Consider the following 13,606-nt stretch of genomic DNA (forward strand, 5'->3'; position numbering starts at 1 on the left):
GGCGCGGATCCATGTGATCCGCGCCCCACCGGCGTATCGGGGCTTTTGTGTGCCAGGGCTCGTGGGTAAGGTTAGGTTAGCCTCACCGATCAATCGGGACGGCGCTACCGATGAGTCCTGTCCGGGAGGTGAACCGCGTGTACGTCTGCAACTGCTTCGGGGTCACCGAGGCTCAGGTGAAGAAGCACGCGGCGGACGGCGCCTGCACCCCCCGCCAGATAGCGTCGGCCTGCAAGGCGGGCACGGACTGTGGTTCGTGCGTACGACGCATCCAGGCGCTGCTCGGACGGGGCGCGTGCCCGCGCCGCGAGCTGGTCGATCAGGGGGAGCCGGTGCTCTCGGCCCTGGACGAGGCCGCTTAGTCCTGTGGCTCCAGGGCTCTGGCTCCAGGCTCCAGCTCAAGGCCCTAGCTCTCCGGCTGCTCGATGAGCTGCGCGAGGTAGAGCGGTTCGCCCAGCTTCTCCACCAGCTCCAGCTGGGTGTCGAGATAGTCGATGTGGTGCTCCTCGTCCGCGAGGATCGACTCGAAGATGTTGGCGGACGTGATGTCGCCCTTGGCCCGCATCACCTCGATCCCGCGCTTGAGGCGGTCGATCGCCTCCGCCTCGACCTGCCGGTCCGCGTGGAACATCTCGGTGACCGTCTGGCCCACCCGGACGTGGAAGAGCCGCTGGTAGTTGGGCAGGCCGTCGAGGAACAGGATCCGGTCGGTCAGCACCTCCGCGTGCTTCATCTCGTCGAACGACTCGGACCGGGTGTACTTGGCGAGCTTGGTCCAGCCGAAGTTCTCCTGCATCTTGGCGTGGAGAAAGTACTGGTTGATCGCCGTCAGCTCGGCGGTCAGCTGCTCATTGAGAAATTCGATGACCTCGGGGTCGCCCTGCATCGCAGAGGCTCCTTCCACACGGTGACTGGGCAGGTAGCGCGCATCTTTGCACCGGTGTTCGGAAGCCGTCCAGTAAGTGCACGCTTAGTAGGAGTTGCCCGAATCCGCATCTGTCCGGCTTCGTCTGGTCACGCCCACTGTCCCCGGTCTGTCAGGATGGAGTCATGGGTCAGCCGGCGGAACGCGCATCTCGACAGGCAGCGGAGCCGGAGCTTCCGCCGGGTCAGCGGCTGCAGCGCGGCTGGCCGGTCACGCACTACGGTCCGGTGCCGAAGTTCCGCCCGGAGCGCTGGGAGTTCAGGGTCTTCGGGGCCACCGCGGACGGCGAGAAGCACTGCTGGACCCACGAGGACTTCTCGGCCCTGCCGTACGCGACGGTCGTCGCCGACCTGCACTGCGTCACGAAGTACAGCATGCTGGGCGCCGAGTGGGGCGGCGTGCCGGCCCGCACGCTCCTGGAGCTCGCCCCGCCCGCGGCCGACGCCACCCACGTCATGGTCTGGGCCGAGTACGGCTTCAGCTCCAACCTGCGGATGGCGGACTTCGCCTCCGACGGCACGATCTTCGCCACCCACAAGGGCGGTGAACTGCTCACCGCGGAGCACGGTTTCCCGCTGCGGCTCGTGGTGCCCCATCTGTACGCCTGGAAGGGCCCCAAGTGGGTCCGCGGCATCGAGTACATGACCGCCGACCGCCGAGGCTTCTGGGAGGAGCGCGGCTATCACAACGTCGGCGACCCCTGGCGGGAGCAGCGCTACTCCTACCAGGAGGAGCCCGGGGACGGCCCCGAACTCTAGGCCGGGGTGCTCCGGAGCCCCTTGAGCCGCGCCACGTCCGCCGCGTGCCCCTCCTTGCCGCCGGGCGTCTCGATGATCAGCGGTACGCCCTCGGTGGCGGGGTGGAGCATCAGCTCGCGGAACGGGTCCTCGCCGATGTGGCCGGTGCCGATGTTCTCGTGACGGTCCTTGTGGGCGCCGACGACGTCCTTGGAGTCGTTGGCGTGCACGAGCTTCAGACGGCCCTCGCCGACCGTGTCCACGAGGAGGTCCAGGGTCTGCTTCATGCCGCTCGGCCCCGTCAGGTCGTGGCCCGCGGCGAAGATGTGGCAGGTGTCCAGGCACACGCCCAGCTTGGGGTGGGAGTCCAGCGCCTCGAAGTACGGTCCGAAGTCCCAGGTGCGGGAGCAGAGCGAGGCGCCCTGGCCGGCCGTCGACTCCAGGAGCAGGAACGGGTCGTCGTCGTGCGTCAGCTCGTCGAGCAGCGGCAGCGCGAGCTCGCGCACCTGCTTCAGGGCGACCTCCCGGTCCCGGCCGCCGGTCGCGGAGCCGGTGTGCACGACGACGCCGAGCGCGCCGATCTCGCGGCCCCGGCGCAGCGAGTGCCGCAGGGACTCCACGGACTTCTCGGCGGTCGCCTCGGTGTGCGAGCCGAAGTTGATGAGGTAGGGCGCGTGGACGTACGCCGGGACGCCTTCGGCGGCGCAGGCCGCGCGGAACTCCTCGTCCTGCTTCGGGTTGCCGGGCGGGGTCGCCCAGCCGCGCGGATTGGCGACGAAGACCTGGACGGCCTCGGCACGGACGTCACGGGCGTACGAGAGTCCTACGGAGGCGAGGCCGCCGGCGACGGGGACATGGCCGCCGACGGGGTTGCGGGACGCGGCACCCGGGGACGCCGTACGGGAGGACTTGTTGCTGCTCACGCCGTCAAGGGTGGCATGCGCGCGGGGGCGCGCGGGCATCGGTGCGGGGTGTGATTGGTCATTGCCCGGTCATTGCCCCGGGCCTGCGGAAGCCAGGGTTCAGCGAATCTCGATGGTGATCGTCGAGCCCTTGCGGGCCTCGTCACCGCCGTCCACCGACTGGTCCTTCACCGTGTCCCCGAAGAGGCCGAACAGACCGCGGTCCTTCTCCACCTCGAAGCCCGCCGCCTCCAGCTCGCCCACGGCGTCGTCGACCTTCATCCCGGTCACGTCCGGGACCTCGACCATCGGCTGGCCCTTGGAGATCGTCAGCTCGACCGTGTCGCCCTCGGCGAGCGACTTGCCTTCGCCGGGGGACTGCTTGGCGACGTCGCCCTTGTCCTCGTCGGAGTAGACCCGGGCCGTGGCGATCTCCACCTTGAGCCCGGCGTCCTCCAGCTCGGCGGTGGCGTCCGCCTCGGAGTCGCCCGTCACGTCGGGGGTCTTGATCTCGCGGCCCTTGCTGACGACCAGGGCGACGGCGGAATCCGCCTTGCGGGTGAAGCCGGCGCGCGGGTCCGTGCTGATCACGGAGCCCTTCTCGATGGTGCTGCTGAAGGCATTGGTGACCATGCCCGGGGCGAGGCCGGAGTTCTTCAGCTCCTTCTTCGCCGAGGCCAGCGGGATGTCCTTCACGTTCGGCACCTTCACGGTCTCCGGGCCCCGCGAGACGGTCAGCGTCACCTGGCCGTTCTGCCGGATGCGGTCGCCGACCGCGGGGTCGGTGTCCATGACCGTGCCGCGCTTGTCGGTGTCGCTGTACGCGCGCTCGACGTCCTTCACTTCGAGCCCGGCCTCTTCGAGGCGCTGCTTCGCCTGCGCCTCGGTCTTCGCCAGGAGCGGCGGGACCTCCGTGAACTGCCCGGAGTTGATGTACCAGACGCCGGCGCCCAGACCGAGGGCCAGCAGCACCGCGGCGACCACCGCGATCGTGCGGCGGCGCGGGTCCAGCCGTCGGCGGCCGGACCGCGCGGGGGCGGGGGGCGCTGGCGGCGGTGTCGTCAGGACGCTGGTGCGGTTGAGCGGATCCTGCCGGTCCTGGCGCCCCTGCTCGCCCTCTCCGCCCTCGGCCGGGAGCGGCAGCTGCACGGAGCGCGCCGCGCGCGGGATCACGCTGGTGCGGTCCTCGGCGTTGTCGTGCCCCGCCGCGCGAGCCTGCGGCGGCACCGCGTCGAGCTGCTCCTCGCTGAGGGCGGCCCGCGCCTCCCTGAGGAGGGCGAGGAGCGCCACCGCGTCGTACGGACGCACGTCCGGGGTGCGGGCCGTGGCGGAGGCGACCAGCTCGTCGAGCTGGAAGGCGAGCCCCGGGACGGCCGCCGACGGGGGCGGCACGTCCTCGTTGAGATGCTGGTAGAGCACCTGGGCCGGGGAGTCCCCGGAGTGCGGCTTGGCGCCGGTCAGCATTTCGTAGAGCACGACCCCGCACGCGTACACGTCCACGCGGGTGTCCGCCGTGCCGTGCTCGATCTGCTCCGGGGCGAGATAGGAGACGGTCCCGAGGACGGTGCCGGTGGTGTTCGTGACGGTGTCCACCGCGCGTACGAGCCCGAAGTCGGCGACCTTGACCCGGCCGTCGTCCCCTATGAGGACGTTCTCGGGCTTCATGTCGCGGTGCACGAACCCGGCGCGGTGCGCGGCGCCGAGCGCGGCGAGGACCGGCTCCAGGATGTCGAGCGCGGCCCGCGGCTGCAGGGCGCCGCGCTCGCGCAGGACGTCGCGCAGCGTGCAGCCCGCGATGTACTCCATCGCCAGATAGACGTAACCACCGTCGGCGCCCTGGTCGAAGACACCGACCACGTTCGGGTGCGAGAGGCGGGCGACCGACTTGGCCTCGCGGATGAAGCGGTCCACGAAGGAGGCGTCGGCCGCCAGCGTGGGGTGCATCACCTTGAGCGCGAGCACGCGGTCGAGGCGGGTGTCCACGGCCCGGTAGACCGTGGCCATCCCGCCGACCGCGATGCGCCCCTCGATCCGGTAACGGCTGTCGAGCAGCTGCCCGACGAGGGGGTCCTGAAGGGTCGTGTCCACGCAGGGGAGTCTACGAGCCGGCACCGACAGCCCGTCCCGCGCGGGCGTATTCAGGGCGGTACTGCAGCCGAGCTGTAACAGGCCGCGGGTCCCCGGGGCCGCTCAGAAGGCAGGCCGCTCCGGATCCAGCCGCGCCAAGCCCTCCGCGGGAGAAGAAGCCTCCGCGAAGTGCCGCCGCGGGATGCGCCCGGCCCGGTGCGCGAGGCGCCCCGCCTCGACGCCGTGCCGCATGGCCTCCGCCATCAGGACCGGCTCCTGCGCCCGCGTGACCGCCGAGGCGAGCATCACACCCGCGCACCCCAGCTCCATCGCGAGCACCGCGTCGGACGCCGTGCCCGCGCCCGCGTCGAGGATCACCGGCACGCGCGCGTGCTCGACGATCAGCTGGAAGTTGTGCGGGTTGCGGATGCCGAGCCCCGAGCCGATGGGCGAGCCGAGCGGCATGATCGCCGCGCACCCCACGTCCTCCAGCTTCCGCGCGAGCACCGGGTCGTCATTCGTGTACGGAAGGACCGTGAAGCCGTCGTCGACCAGGATCTCCGCGGCGTCCAGGAGCTCGATCGGATCGGGGAGCAGCGTGCGCTCGTCCGCGATCACCTCCAGCTTCACCAGGTCCGTGCCGAGCGCCTCGCGCGCGAGGCGGGCGGTGAGGACCGCCTCGCCCGCGGTGAAACAGCCCGCCGTGTTCGGCAGGACACGGATGCCGAGCCGGTCGAGGACGGAGAGCACCGAGCCCCGCACGCCCGGGTCGAGGCGGCGCATCGCGACCGTGGTCAGCTCGGTGCCGGACGCGATCAGGGACCGCTCCAGGACGTCGAGGCTGGGCGCCCCGCCCGTGCCCATGATCAGGCGCGAGGACAGGGTGAGCCCGCCGAGGACGAAGGGGTCGTCTGCCATGGTCGGATCAGCCTCCCTGGACGGCGGTGAGTACTTCGACGCGGTCGCCGGCGGCCAGCGCGGTGTCGGCCCACCGCGCGCGCGGGACGACGGTTTCGTTGAGTGCGGCGGCGACACCGGACGGGGCCGCGGTGAGGCCGGCGACGAGGGCGTCGAGCGTGGTGCCCGGGGCCACATCGCGTACCTCTCCATTGACGGAAACAGACAAGGGCGTACTCATGCGGGTTGCTCCGTGAACGACTGCGTAGGGGGTGGCGGTACGAAGGACGGCTTGGTGAAGCGGTGAGGCGTGAACGGCAGCGCCTCGTCCGGGAGTTCACCGGTGGTCAGGGAGTGCGCCATGACGTCGCCCGTCAGGGGCGTCAGCAGGACGCCGTTGCGGTAGTGCCCGGTGGCCAGCTGGAGTCCGGGCAGCCGCGTCGGGCCGAGCAGCGGCGCGTTGTCCGGGGAGCCGGGGCGCAGGCCCGCGCGGGTCTCGGTCAGCGGCAGTTCCGTGATGCCGGGTACGAGTTCGTGGGCGTCCCGCAGAAGTTCGTAGACGCCGCCCGCGGTGACCGTGGTGTCCCAGCCGAGCTCCTCGCTGGTGGCGCCGACGACCAGCTCGCCGTTCTCGCGCGGCACGAGGTAGACGTGGCTGCCGCGCACGACCGCGCGCACGGTGCGGCTCAGGAACGGCGCGTACGGCTTCGGGACCGTCAGCCGAAGCACCTGACCCTTCACCGGCCGTACGGGCGGCAGGACGTCGTCGGGGACGCCCGCGAGGCGCCCGCTGAGGCTGCCCGCCGCCAGCACGACCTGGCCCGCGTGCAGCTCGGTGCCGTCCGCGAGGACCGCTCCCCGGGCCCGGTCGCGTACGACGGAGAGCCGCTCGGCCCAGGTGCGGTGCAGGGTCACGCCCGCCCGCTCGCAGGCGGTCAGGAGCGCCGCCGCGAGCCTGCGCGGGTCGACCTGGTGGTCGCCGTCGACCCGCAGCCCGCCGCGCACGCCCGGCGCGAGCATCGGCTCCAGGCGGCGGCACTCGCGGCCGCTCAGCCACTCCGACTCCAGGCCGGAGCGGCGCTGGAGGGCGTGGAGTTCGCGCAGGTGGGCGCGGTCGTCGGAGTCGAGGGCGACGGCGAGCGTGCCGCACGCGCGGTAGCCGAGGTCCTGGCCGCTCGCCTCGGTCAGTTCGGCGGCGAAGTCGGGGTAGCGCCGCGCGGACGCGAGGTTGATCCCGAGCAGGGTCTGCTCGCCGTGGTGCAGTTCGGTGACGGCGGCCAGCATGCCGGCCGCGACCTGCGCGGCGCCGCCGCCGGGCTCGGGGTCCACGACGGTGACGGAGAGCCCGCGCTGCGCGGTCCGCCAGGCCGTGACCAGGCCGATGATGCCGCCCCCCACGACGAGGACGTCCGTCGGAGTCTGAGTCTTCGATTCCGCCGGTGGTGTACATGGCTGCATGGGCGTCCAGCCCCTCCCTTCGCCGGCATGACCCGGATCAGGTTCGTACGGTCGGAGGCCGTCCCAGCCTCCCTCTCAGCCCGGTGCGTCCGGGCTCCCGCGAGTGCTCTGCACCGGCCACCCTAGCCCGTCGCCCCGCGCGGCAGTAGGGGAGCTGCCCGGGTACGGACGGTGACGGTGTGTCAGAGATCTCCTCACCGGCCTCTGAGGGCGCCCCGGCCCGCCGCCCTACAGTGATCGGGTGAGCGAGCAGCAGAGGCAGAGCGAGCAGCAGGAGCGGGCGGAGCGGCACGTCGTCGTCGTCGGCGCCGGGATGGCCGGGGTGCAGACCGCCGTGGCCCTGCGCGAGCAGGGGTTCACCGGCCCGGTCACCCTCATCGGGGCGGAACCGCACCAGCCGTACGACAGACCGCCGCTGTCCAAGGCGGTACTGCTCGGCAAGGCCGAGGGCTCCGCCTTCGACATCGACTTCGAGGCGCTCGACATCGGGCTGAGCCTGGGCCGCGAGGTCACCGGGGTGCGGCCCGCCGACCACGAACTGGACACCGTCGAGGGCCCGGTCGCGTACGACGTCCTGGTCCTGGCGACCGGCGCCGAACCGATCCGGCTTCCGGGCACCGAAGGCGTCCCCGGGGTCCACCTCCTGCGCACCCTGGACGACGCCGAGCGGCTGCGGCCGGTCCTCGCCGAGCAGCACGACATCGTGGTCGTGGGGGCGGGCTGGATCGGCGCCGAGTTCGCCACGGCCGCGCGCGAGGCGGGCTGCGCCGTCACCGTGGTCGAGGCCGCGGGCCGGCCGCTGGCCGGGGCACTGCCCGAGGAGGTCGCCGCCCCCATGGCGGGCTGGTACGCGGACTCCGGAGCCGCCCTGCGCACCCACGCGCGCGTGGAGCGCGTCGAGCCCGGCGCCGTGATCCTCTCCGACGGGACCCGGCTGCCCGCGGACGCCGTCGTCGTCGGCATCGGTGCGCGGCCCGCGACGGACTGGCTGACCGGCTCGGGCATCGAGCTCGGCGCCCACCGGGAGGTCGCTGCCGACGACCACCTGCGCGCCTCGGTGCCCGACGTGTACGCGGTCGGCGACTGCGCCTCCTTCCCTTCGGGCAGGTACGGCGAGCGCCTGCTCGTCCACCACTGGGACAACGCCCTCCAGGGCCCGCGCACGGTGGCGGCGGACATCATCGGCGAGACCCCCGCGCCGTACGACCCGGTGCCGTACTTCTGGTCGGAACAGTTCGGCCGCTTCGTGCAGTACGCGGGCCACCACACGGACTCCGACGAACTGGTCTGGCGCGGCGACCCCACGGGCGTGGCCTGGTCGGCCTGCTGGCTCAGGGCCGGCGCCCTGGCGGCGGTCCTCGCGGTGGGCCGCCCCCGGGACCTGGCCCAGGGCCGCAGACTGATCGAGTCGGGCACCCACCTGGACCCGGCCCTGACGGCGGACCCCTCGGTGCCTTTGAAGAAGGCCGCGCTGTAGCGCAGTTCCCCGCGCCCCTTGCGGGGGCGCCCGGAGTTACCCTTGGGCCGTGACCGAGATTGACGCAAAGACCGACGCTCTCGTCCCCGCCTGGCTCCACCTCCCCGACATCGCCGAAATGCTCGGCGTCGAGGTGACGCGTGTGCGCCAGCTGGTCAAGGAAGGCCAGCTGATTGCCGTACGCCGTGGTGAGAACCGGACGCTTCAGGTGCCGGCCGCCTTCATCGACGACGACAAGGTCGTCAAGGGCCTGGCAGGCACTCTGACGCTCCTGAGGGACGACGGCTTCTCCGACGAAGAGATGCTCGAGTGGCTCTTCACCCCCGACCCGACCCTGCCCGGCACGCCCGCGCAGGCACTGAGCGAGAATCGCGGCACGGAGGTGAAGCGCCGCGCCCAGGCGCTCGCCGTCTGAGCAGGCGCCCGTCGTCTGACCGCACCACACCGTTCGGGCTGCGGGCCGCGTGACGCGCGGCCCGCACGCCCATCGACACCGGGGGGACTTCTCCATGGCCGCCGACCATCCGCGCGCCCAGCTCGCCGACGCCCGGCTCTATCTGTGCGTGGACGCCCGCAAGCGCCAGGGAGACCTCCCCGAATTCCTCGACGCCGTCCTCGCGGGCGGCGTCGACATCGTGCAGCTGCGCGACAAGGGCATGGAGGCCGGCGAGGAGCTGGAGCACCTCCAGGTCTTCGCCGACGCGGCCCGGCGGCACGGCAGGCTCCTCGCGGTGAACGACCGCGCGGACGTCGCGCACGCCATCGGCGCCGACGTGCTGCACCTCGGCCAGGGCGATCTGCCGGTCCCCGCGGCCCGCGCCGTCCTCGGCGCCGACGTGCTCGTCGGCCGCTCCACGCACGCCGAGTCCGAGGCCGCGGCGGCCGCCGTCCAGGACGGCGTGGACTACTTCTGCACGGGCCCCTGCTGGCCCACGCCCACCAAGCCGGGCCGCCACGCCCCGGGCCTCGACCTGGTCCGCTACACGGCCTCCCTCGGCACGGACCGCCCCTGGTTCGCCATCGGCGGCATCGACGCGGGCAACCTCGACGAGGTGCTCGAAGCGGGCGCGCGCCGCGTCGTCGTCGTACGGGCGATCAGCGAGGCCGACGACCCGGGCGCCGCCGCCGCGGAGTTCGCGAAGCGGCTGCGTACGGCCGACTGAGCAGCGGTTCAGCGATGTCCGCGCGGTGTCCTGGCCATGCCCGGTCCGTGCCCGGTCCGTGTCCGGTCCGTGTCCGGTCCGTGTCCGGTCCGTGGACAAGAACCCGGCAAATGCGGTGAAACTCGCAGGCCCGGTTGGGGGACCGTCCCAGCCTGGCTAACCTGCCCGTATGGCCCTAGGCACAGCTTCGACCAGGACTGACCGTGCGCGCACGGTGCGCGACATGCTCGCGACCGGTAAGACGACGTTCTCGTTCGAGTTCTCCGCGCCGAAAACCCCGAAGGGGGAGCGCAACCTCTGGAACGCGCTGCGCCGGGTCGAGGCGGTCGCCCCGGACTTCGTCTCCGTGACCTATGGAGCGGGCGGTTCGACGCGCACCGGCACGGTCAAGGAGACCCAGCAGATCGTCGCCGACACCACGCTGACACCCGTCGCGCACCTGACCGCGGTCGACCACTCCGTGGCCGAACTGCGCAACATCATCGGGCAGTACGCGGACGCCGGCATCCGCAACATGCTCGCGGTCCGCGGCGACCCGCCCGGCGACCCGCTCGGCGACTGGATCGCGCACCCGCAGGGCCTCACCTACGCCGCCGAGCTGGTCGAGCTCATCAAGGAGTCCGGCGACTTCTGCGTGGGCGTCGCCGCCTTCCCCGCGATGCACCCGCGCTCGCCCGACTGGGAGTCCGACACCCGGCACTTCATCGACAAGTGCCGGGCCGGCGCGGACTACGCGATCACGCAGATGTTCTTCGACCCGGAGGAGTACCTGCGGCTGCGCGACCGCGTCGAGGCGGCGGGCTGCCGGACGCCGATCATCCCCGAGATGATGCCGGTCACCAACGTCCGCCAGCTCGACCGGCTGCCGCAGCTCAGCAACGCCGTGTTCCCGGCCGAGCTGAAAGAGAGGATCCTCGCGGTCAAAGACGATTCCGCCGCTGTACGCTCCATTGGCATCGAGTTCGCGACGGAGTTCTGCGCGCGATTGCTGGCCGAAGGCGTGCCGGGATTGCACTTCATCACGCTCAACAACTCCACGGCGACGCTGGAAATCTACGAAAATCTCGGCCTGCACCAGCAGGCCTGAACGGCAGTACCCCCGTACCCACGGGCGGCGGCCGTAGGGGAGTGGGGCGTACATGGGCTGGACGGTCCTCTACATCGCGTTCGGATTCGTCGCGCTGTGGCTGCTCGGCGAGGTGCTGTTGCAGTACAAGGCCAGGCTGCGCTGGCGTCTGCTGGCGTTCGTGGGCTTCCTGGGGGTCGTCGTCGGTGTGCTGATGCCGTCGGTCTGGGTCATCGGGATCGGGGCCATCGCCTTCGCCACGGGTCAGACGTACGTGACGCTGTCGTTCCGCCGGGGCTTCTCCACCGGCTGGGCGCTCGGCGGGCAGCCGGGTCTGAGCAAGCGCCGCAGGAAGCCGTCCCAGGCGCCCGCGCCGGAACCGACGCTCAAAGTCTCCGACCTGGAGTACGAGCAGGTCCCGCCGCCGCCCGCCCACGGCCCGGGGGTCTACGAGCCTCAGCCGCTGCCCGACGACACCGGGCAGTACGGCGTCTACAGCGACGCGCCGTACGCCCCGCCCGCCGCGGGCGAGGCCCACCAGGGCGACGCGCAGGGCTATGACGCCGCGGCCTACACCGGCTACGACCAGCAGAGCTACGGTTACGACGAGACCGGGCACCAGCAGTACGCCGCGTACTCCGACCCGTACGTCGGCACCCAGACCTACGGCGCCGGGCAGAGCTACGAAAGCTACGGCGACCAGCAGCAGTACGCCCCGTACGGCGGCGACACCTACGGCGGGCTCGGCGAGGTCTACAACGACACCCCGCCCGGCGGAGTCTGGGTGCCCCAGCAGCGCACCACCGACGAGCCGTACGGCGGTGAACTCCCGCCGGAGCAGCCGTATCCGTACCAGGGCGGGCACGCCGGGGGCTTCGACGACCCCGGGCACAACCAGGGCCACAATCCGGGCCACAACGAGCAGCAGTACCGCTACTGACGCTCTGGCGGAGGCACTGTGCCCCTCCGCGTCACTGCGAGCCGCGGAACTCCGGGCCCTCGACGATCAGCCCCGCGACCAGCGCGCCCGACATGCCCGCGTGGGGCAGGCCACCGCCGGGGTGCGACCAGCCGCCGACCGTGAAGAGACCCGGCAGGCGGGTGCTGTTCGACGGGTGCAGCAGCTTTCCGTCGCCCGCGGCGAGCGTCGGGGGCGGGACCGCGCCGCCCTCGGCACCGGTGGCCTCCGCGATGTCGGCCGGGGTGCGCGCCTCGTGCCACAGGAGGCGCTCGCGCAGCCCGGGGATCACGGACTCCGCACGGGAGATCACCCGCTCCACGTCGGCCGACGCGACCTCCAGGCGTGCGGGCACCGTCACCGTGAGCGTCACCGCCTCGTGCGCGCCGTCGGGCGTGAGGTCCGGGTCGTCGGGGCGCAGCACCGTGACGGTGGGGGAGGCGGGGAGTCCGGGCCGCTCTCCGAAGAGGCGGTCCAGCTCGTCCTGACGGTCGGCGGAGTGCAGCACCGTCCGGTGCGGGACGCCCTCGGGGCGGGCGCCGGACAGGGCCAGCAGGACCGTCAGGCGGCTGAGCATCCCGGAGCGTGCCGGGACGTCACCCTCCGCTCGTATGTTCACACCGGACAGCATCTTGTCCAGGGCGGCGGGTGCCGCACCGGCGACCACGAAGTCCGCGTCGGCCGTCGTGCCGTCGGCGAGCTCCACGCCCGCGGCCCGGCCGTCCTTCTCGACGATCCGGACGACCGTCGCGTCGAACACGAACTCGACCCGGCGGGCGAGGCACCGCTCGTACACCGCCGTGGCCAACGCGCGCAGACCGCCCCGCACCGACCAGATGCCGAAGGTCTGCTCCAGGTACGGCAGGACGGCCGCGCTCGCCGGGGTCGTCCGCGGGTCGAGGCCCTGCGCGAGGGCGAACTGCTCCAGGAGCGCGACCAGACGGGCATCGCCCCCCAGCTCCAGCTCGCCGATCTCACTGAGCGTGGCCGCGCGGCGCTCACGGCGCAGCAGCCGCTTGTGGGGCACCGCGGGGTACGGCTCGCGGGCGCCCAGCACCTGCCAGTTCGGGAAGAGAGGCTCCTCCAGGAGAGGCCGACGAGTGCGGTCCCAGGCCTCTCTGGCGCGGTTCATGAACGCCGCCCAGCGGTCCCCGGCGCCGTCACCGAGGGACGCGTCCAGGGCCTCGCCGACGCCCGCGCGCGAGGCGTTCGGCAGGTCCGTCGTGGTGCCGTCCGCGAAGACATGGCGCACGGCCGGCTCGACCTGGGAGAGCTCGACGCACTCCTCCAAGGGCTGCTTGCCGGTCTTGACGAAGACGTCGCGATAGACCGCGGGGAGCTGGAGCAGCCCCGGTCCGGTGTCGAAGGCGAAGCCGTCCCGCTCGACGCGGCCGAGCGCACCGCCGTACGTCCGCCCGCGTTCGTACACCACCACCCGGTGGCCCGCGACGGCCAGCCGGGCGGCGGCCGTCATCGCGCCCATCCCGGCGCCGATCACCACAATCCGTGCCATGCCAGGGACTTTATCGCCCGCCACTGACAGGCACCCCGCGGCCCTGTCCTCAGGGCGGCGGCGGCCCGTGCTCATGTGCCGTAACCACTTCAGAACGGGGCGGCCTGGGGATGAGCGCGCATGCCTGAGTATCCGTACTTAGTCAGTGAGATGAGTACGCGCGCGGATGGGCCCCCACCAGGGAAGACGGAAGAGTGAGGGGCACGGAGAGGGGCGCGGCGCCGGTACCGCCGACACGGGGCGGCGGAAACGGTGCCGCGCCCTTGGCCGCTCCTTCCGCCGTGAGGTGGAAGGAGGTACGGGGGAGACACGGGGGACGACCGCACGGGGGGCGAACGGGGGTTCGGGTGCGCGGCCACCGCGGGCGGGGACTGTTCTGTCACCGGCTGTGGCAGGGAGGGGCGTTGGCCCGGGAAATGCGGGGTCAGCGGGCGCCCGCCACG

At 72.3% G+C, this 13,606-nt stretch carries 14 protein-coding genes and 1 riboswitch; of the genes, 7 read left to right on the forward strand and 7 right to left on the reverse strand.

The window, feature by feature from the left end; all coding sequences use genetic code 11:
• The first annotated feature begins 110 nt into the window (after nucleotides 1-110).
• The gene (locus tag ACWDVB_RS39480; RefSeq protein ID WP_451518267.1) at nucleotides 111-362 is read left to right on the forward strand and encodes a (2Fe-2S)-binding protein; all 252 of its coding nucleotides are present in this window, start codon (nucleotides 111-113) and stop codon (nucleotides 360-362) included.
• A gap of 44 nt (nucleotides 363-406) precedes the next feature.
• Here the strand turns inward: ACWDVB_RS39480 and bfr are convergent, their stop codons facing one another.
• The gene (gene bfr, locus ACWDVB_RS39485) at nucleotides 407-886 is read right to left on the reverse strand and encodes a bacterioferritin (protein ID WP_451518268.1); all 480 of its coding nucleotides are present in this window, start codon (nucleotides 884-886) and stop codon (nucleotides 407-409) included.
• 164 nt (nucleotides 887-1,050) lie between these two features.
• Here bfr and ACWDVB_RS39490 point away from each other — a divergent pair, with 164 nt between their 5' ends.
• Entirely contained in the window at nucleotides 1,051-1,683 is a 633-nt protein-coding gene (locus tag ACWDVB_RS39490; RefSeq protein WP_451518269.1) for a sulfite oxidase-like oxidoreductase, read from the forward strand.
• Here ACWDVB_RS39490 and ACWDVB_RS39495 read toward each other — a convergent pair.
• The 5 genes from ACWDVB_RS39495 to thiO form a co-directional block, all read right to left on the reverse strand.
• The gene (locus ACWDVB_RS39495) at nucleotides 1,680-2,624 is read right to left on the reverse strand and encodes a deoxyribonuclease IV (protein WP_451518270.1); all 945 of its coding nucleotides are present in this window, start codon (nucleotides 2,622-2,624) and stop codon (nucleotides 1,680-1,682) included. The two genes, ACWDVB_RS39490 and ACWDVB_RS39495, sit on opposite strands and share 4 nt — an antisense overlap.
• Before the next feature lie 60 nt (nucleotides 2,625-2,684).
• Entirely contained in the window at nucleotides 2,685-4,652 is a 1,968-nt protein-coding gene (gene pknB / locus ACWDVB_RS39500) for a Stk1 family PASTA domain-containing Ser/Thr kinase (protein WP_451518271.1), read from the reverse strand.
• Between the two features lie 102 nt (nucleotides 4,653-4,754).
• The gene (locus tag ACWDVB_RS39505) at nucleotides 4,755-5,549 is read right to left on the reverse strand and encodes a thiazole synthase (RefSeq protein ID WP_451518272.1); all 795 of its coding nucleotides are present in this window, start codon (nucleotides 5,547-5,549) and stop codon (nucleotides 4,755-4,757) included.
• Between the two features lie 7 nt (nucleotides 5,550-5,556).
• The gene (gene thiS / locus ACWDVB_RS39510) at nucleotides 5,557-5,769 is read right to left on the reverse strand and encodes a sulfur carrier protein ThiS (RefSeq protein WP_451518273.1); all 213 of its coding nucleotides are present in this window, start codon (nucleotides 5,767-5,769) and stop codon (nucleotides 5,557-5,559) included.
• Complete coding sequence (gene thiO, locus ACWDVB_RS39515) at nucleotides 5,766-6,986, reverse strand: glycine oxidase ThiO (RefSeq protein WP_451518274.1); 1,221 nt, start codon at nucleotides 6,984-6,986, stop codon at nucleotides 5,766-5,768. Before thiO ends, thiS begins: the two co-directional genes overlap by 4 nt.
• Nucleotides 6,984-7,097, reverse strand: a riboswitch (TPP riboswitch). (Overlaps the previous gene by 3 nt.)
• A gap of 130 nt (nucleotides 7,098-7,227) precedes the next feature.
• Here thiO and ACWDVB_RS39520 point away from each other — a divergent pair.
• From ACWDVB_RS39520 to ACWDVB_RS39540, 5 genes are all read left to right on the forward strand, one after another.
• Entirely contained in the window at nucleotides 7,228-8,463 is a 1,236-nt protein-coding gene (locus ACWDVB_RS39520) for an NAD(P)/FAD-dependent oxidoreductase (RefSeq protein WP_451518275.1), read from the forward strand.
• 49 nt (nucleotides 8,464-8,512) lie between these two features.
• A complete protein-coding gene (locus tag ACWDVB_RS39525; RefSeq protein WP_451518276.1) occupies nucleotides 8,513-8,878 on the forward strand; it encodes an Rv2175c family DNA-binding protein in 366 nt (121 codons plus the stop codon).
• Between the two features lie 94 nt (nucleotides 8,879-8,972).
• Nucleotides 8,973-9,626, forward strand: coding sequence for a thiamine phosphate synthase (thiE, locus tag ACWDVB_RS39530; RefSeq protein ID WP_451518277.1), 654 nt, complete (start codon nucleotides 8,973-8,975; stop codon nucleotides 9,624-9,626).
• A 169-nt stretch (nucleotides 9,627-9,795) separates the two neighbouring features.
• Nucleotides 9,796-10,713, forward strand: a complete 918-nt coding sequence (gene metF / locus ACWDVB_RS39535) for a methylenetetrahydrofolate reductase [NAD(P)H] (RefSeq protein ID WP_451518278.1) — start codon at nucleotides 9,796-9,798, stop codon at nucleotides 10,711-10,713.
• Between the two features lie 52 nt (nucleotides 10,714-10,765).
• Nucleotides 10,766-11,632, forward strand: a complete 867-nt coding sequence (locus ACWDVB_RS39540; protein WP_451518279.1) for a hypothetical protein — start codon at nucleotides 10,766-10,768, stop codon at nucleotides 11,630-11,632.
• A gap of 31 nt (nucleotides 11,633-11,663) precedes the next feature.
• Here the strand turns inward: ACWDVB_RS39540 and ACWDVB_RS39545 are convergent, their stop codons facing one another.
• Nucleotides 11,664-13,163: a phytoene desaturase family protein gene (locus tag ACWDVB_RS39545; RefSeq protein WP_451518280.1), complete on the reverse strand. Its 1,500-nt coding sequence runs from the start codon at nucleotides 13,161-13,163 to the stop codon at nucleotides 11,664-11,666.
• Between the last annotated feature and the right edge of the window lie 443 nt (nucleotides 13,164-13,606).

The sequence above is a fragment of the Streptomyces sp. NPDC003379 genome, assembly GCF_053589195.1.

Excerpts from the sequence above, each read along its gene's own strand:
- bfr (WP_451518268.1), bottom strand. The coding sequence starts at position 886 with ATGCAGGGCGACCCCGAGGTCATCGAATTTCTCAATGAGCAGCTGACC.
- ACWDVB_RS39545 (WP_451518280.1), bottom strand. The coding sequence starts at position 13,163 with ATGGCACGGATTGTGGTGATCGGCGCCGGGATGGGCGCGATGACGGCC.
- ACWDVB_RS39540 (WP_451518279.1), top strand. The coding sequence starts at position 10,766 with ATGGGCTGGACGGTCCTCTACATCGCGTTCGGATTCGTCGCGCTGTGG.
- thiO (WP_451518274.1), bottom strand. The coding sequence starts at position 6,986 with ATGCAGCCATGTACACCACCGGCGGAATCGAAGACTCAGACTCCGACG.
- ACWDVB_RS39490 (WP_451518269.1), top strand. The coding sequence starts at position 1,051 with ATGGGTCAGCCGGCGGAACGCGCATCTCGACAGGCAGCGGAGCCGGAG.
- ACWDVB_RS39480 (WP_451518267.1), top strand. The coding sequence starts at position 111 with ATGAGTCCTGTCCGGGAGGTGAACCGCGTGTACGTCTGCAACTGCTTC.
- thiS (WP_451518273.1), bottom strand. The coding sequence starts at position 5,769 with ATGAGTACGCCCTTGTCTGTTTCCGTCAATGGAGAGGTACGCGATGTG.
- ACWDVB_RS39505 (WP_451518272.1), bottom strand. The coding sequence starts at position 5,549 with ATGGCAGACGACCCCTTCGTCCTCGGCGGGCTCACCCTGTCCTCGCGC.
- ACWDVB_RS39495 (WP_451518270.1), bottom strand. The coding sequence starts at position 2,624 with ATGCCCGCGCGCCCCCGCGCGCATGCCACCCTTGACGGCGTGAGCAGC.
- metF (WP_451518278.1), top strand. The coding sequence starts at position 9,796 with ATGGCCCTAGGCACAGCTTCGACCAGGACTGACCGTGCGCGCACGGTG.
- thiE (WP_451518277.1), top strand. The coding sequence starts at position 8,973 with ATGGCCGCCGACCATCCGCGCGCCCAGCTCGCCGACGCCCGGCTCTAT.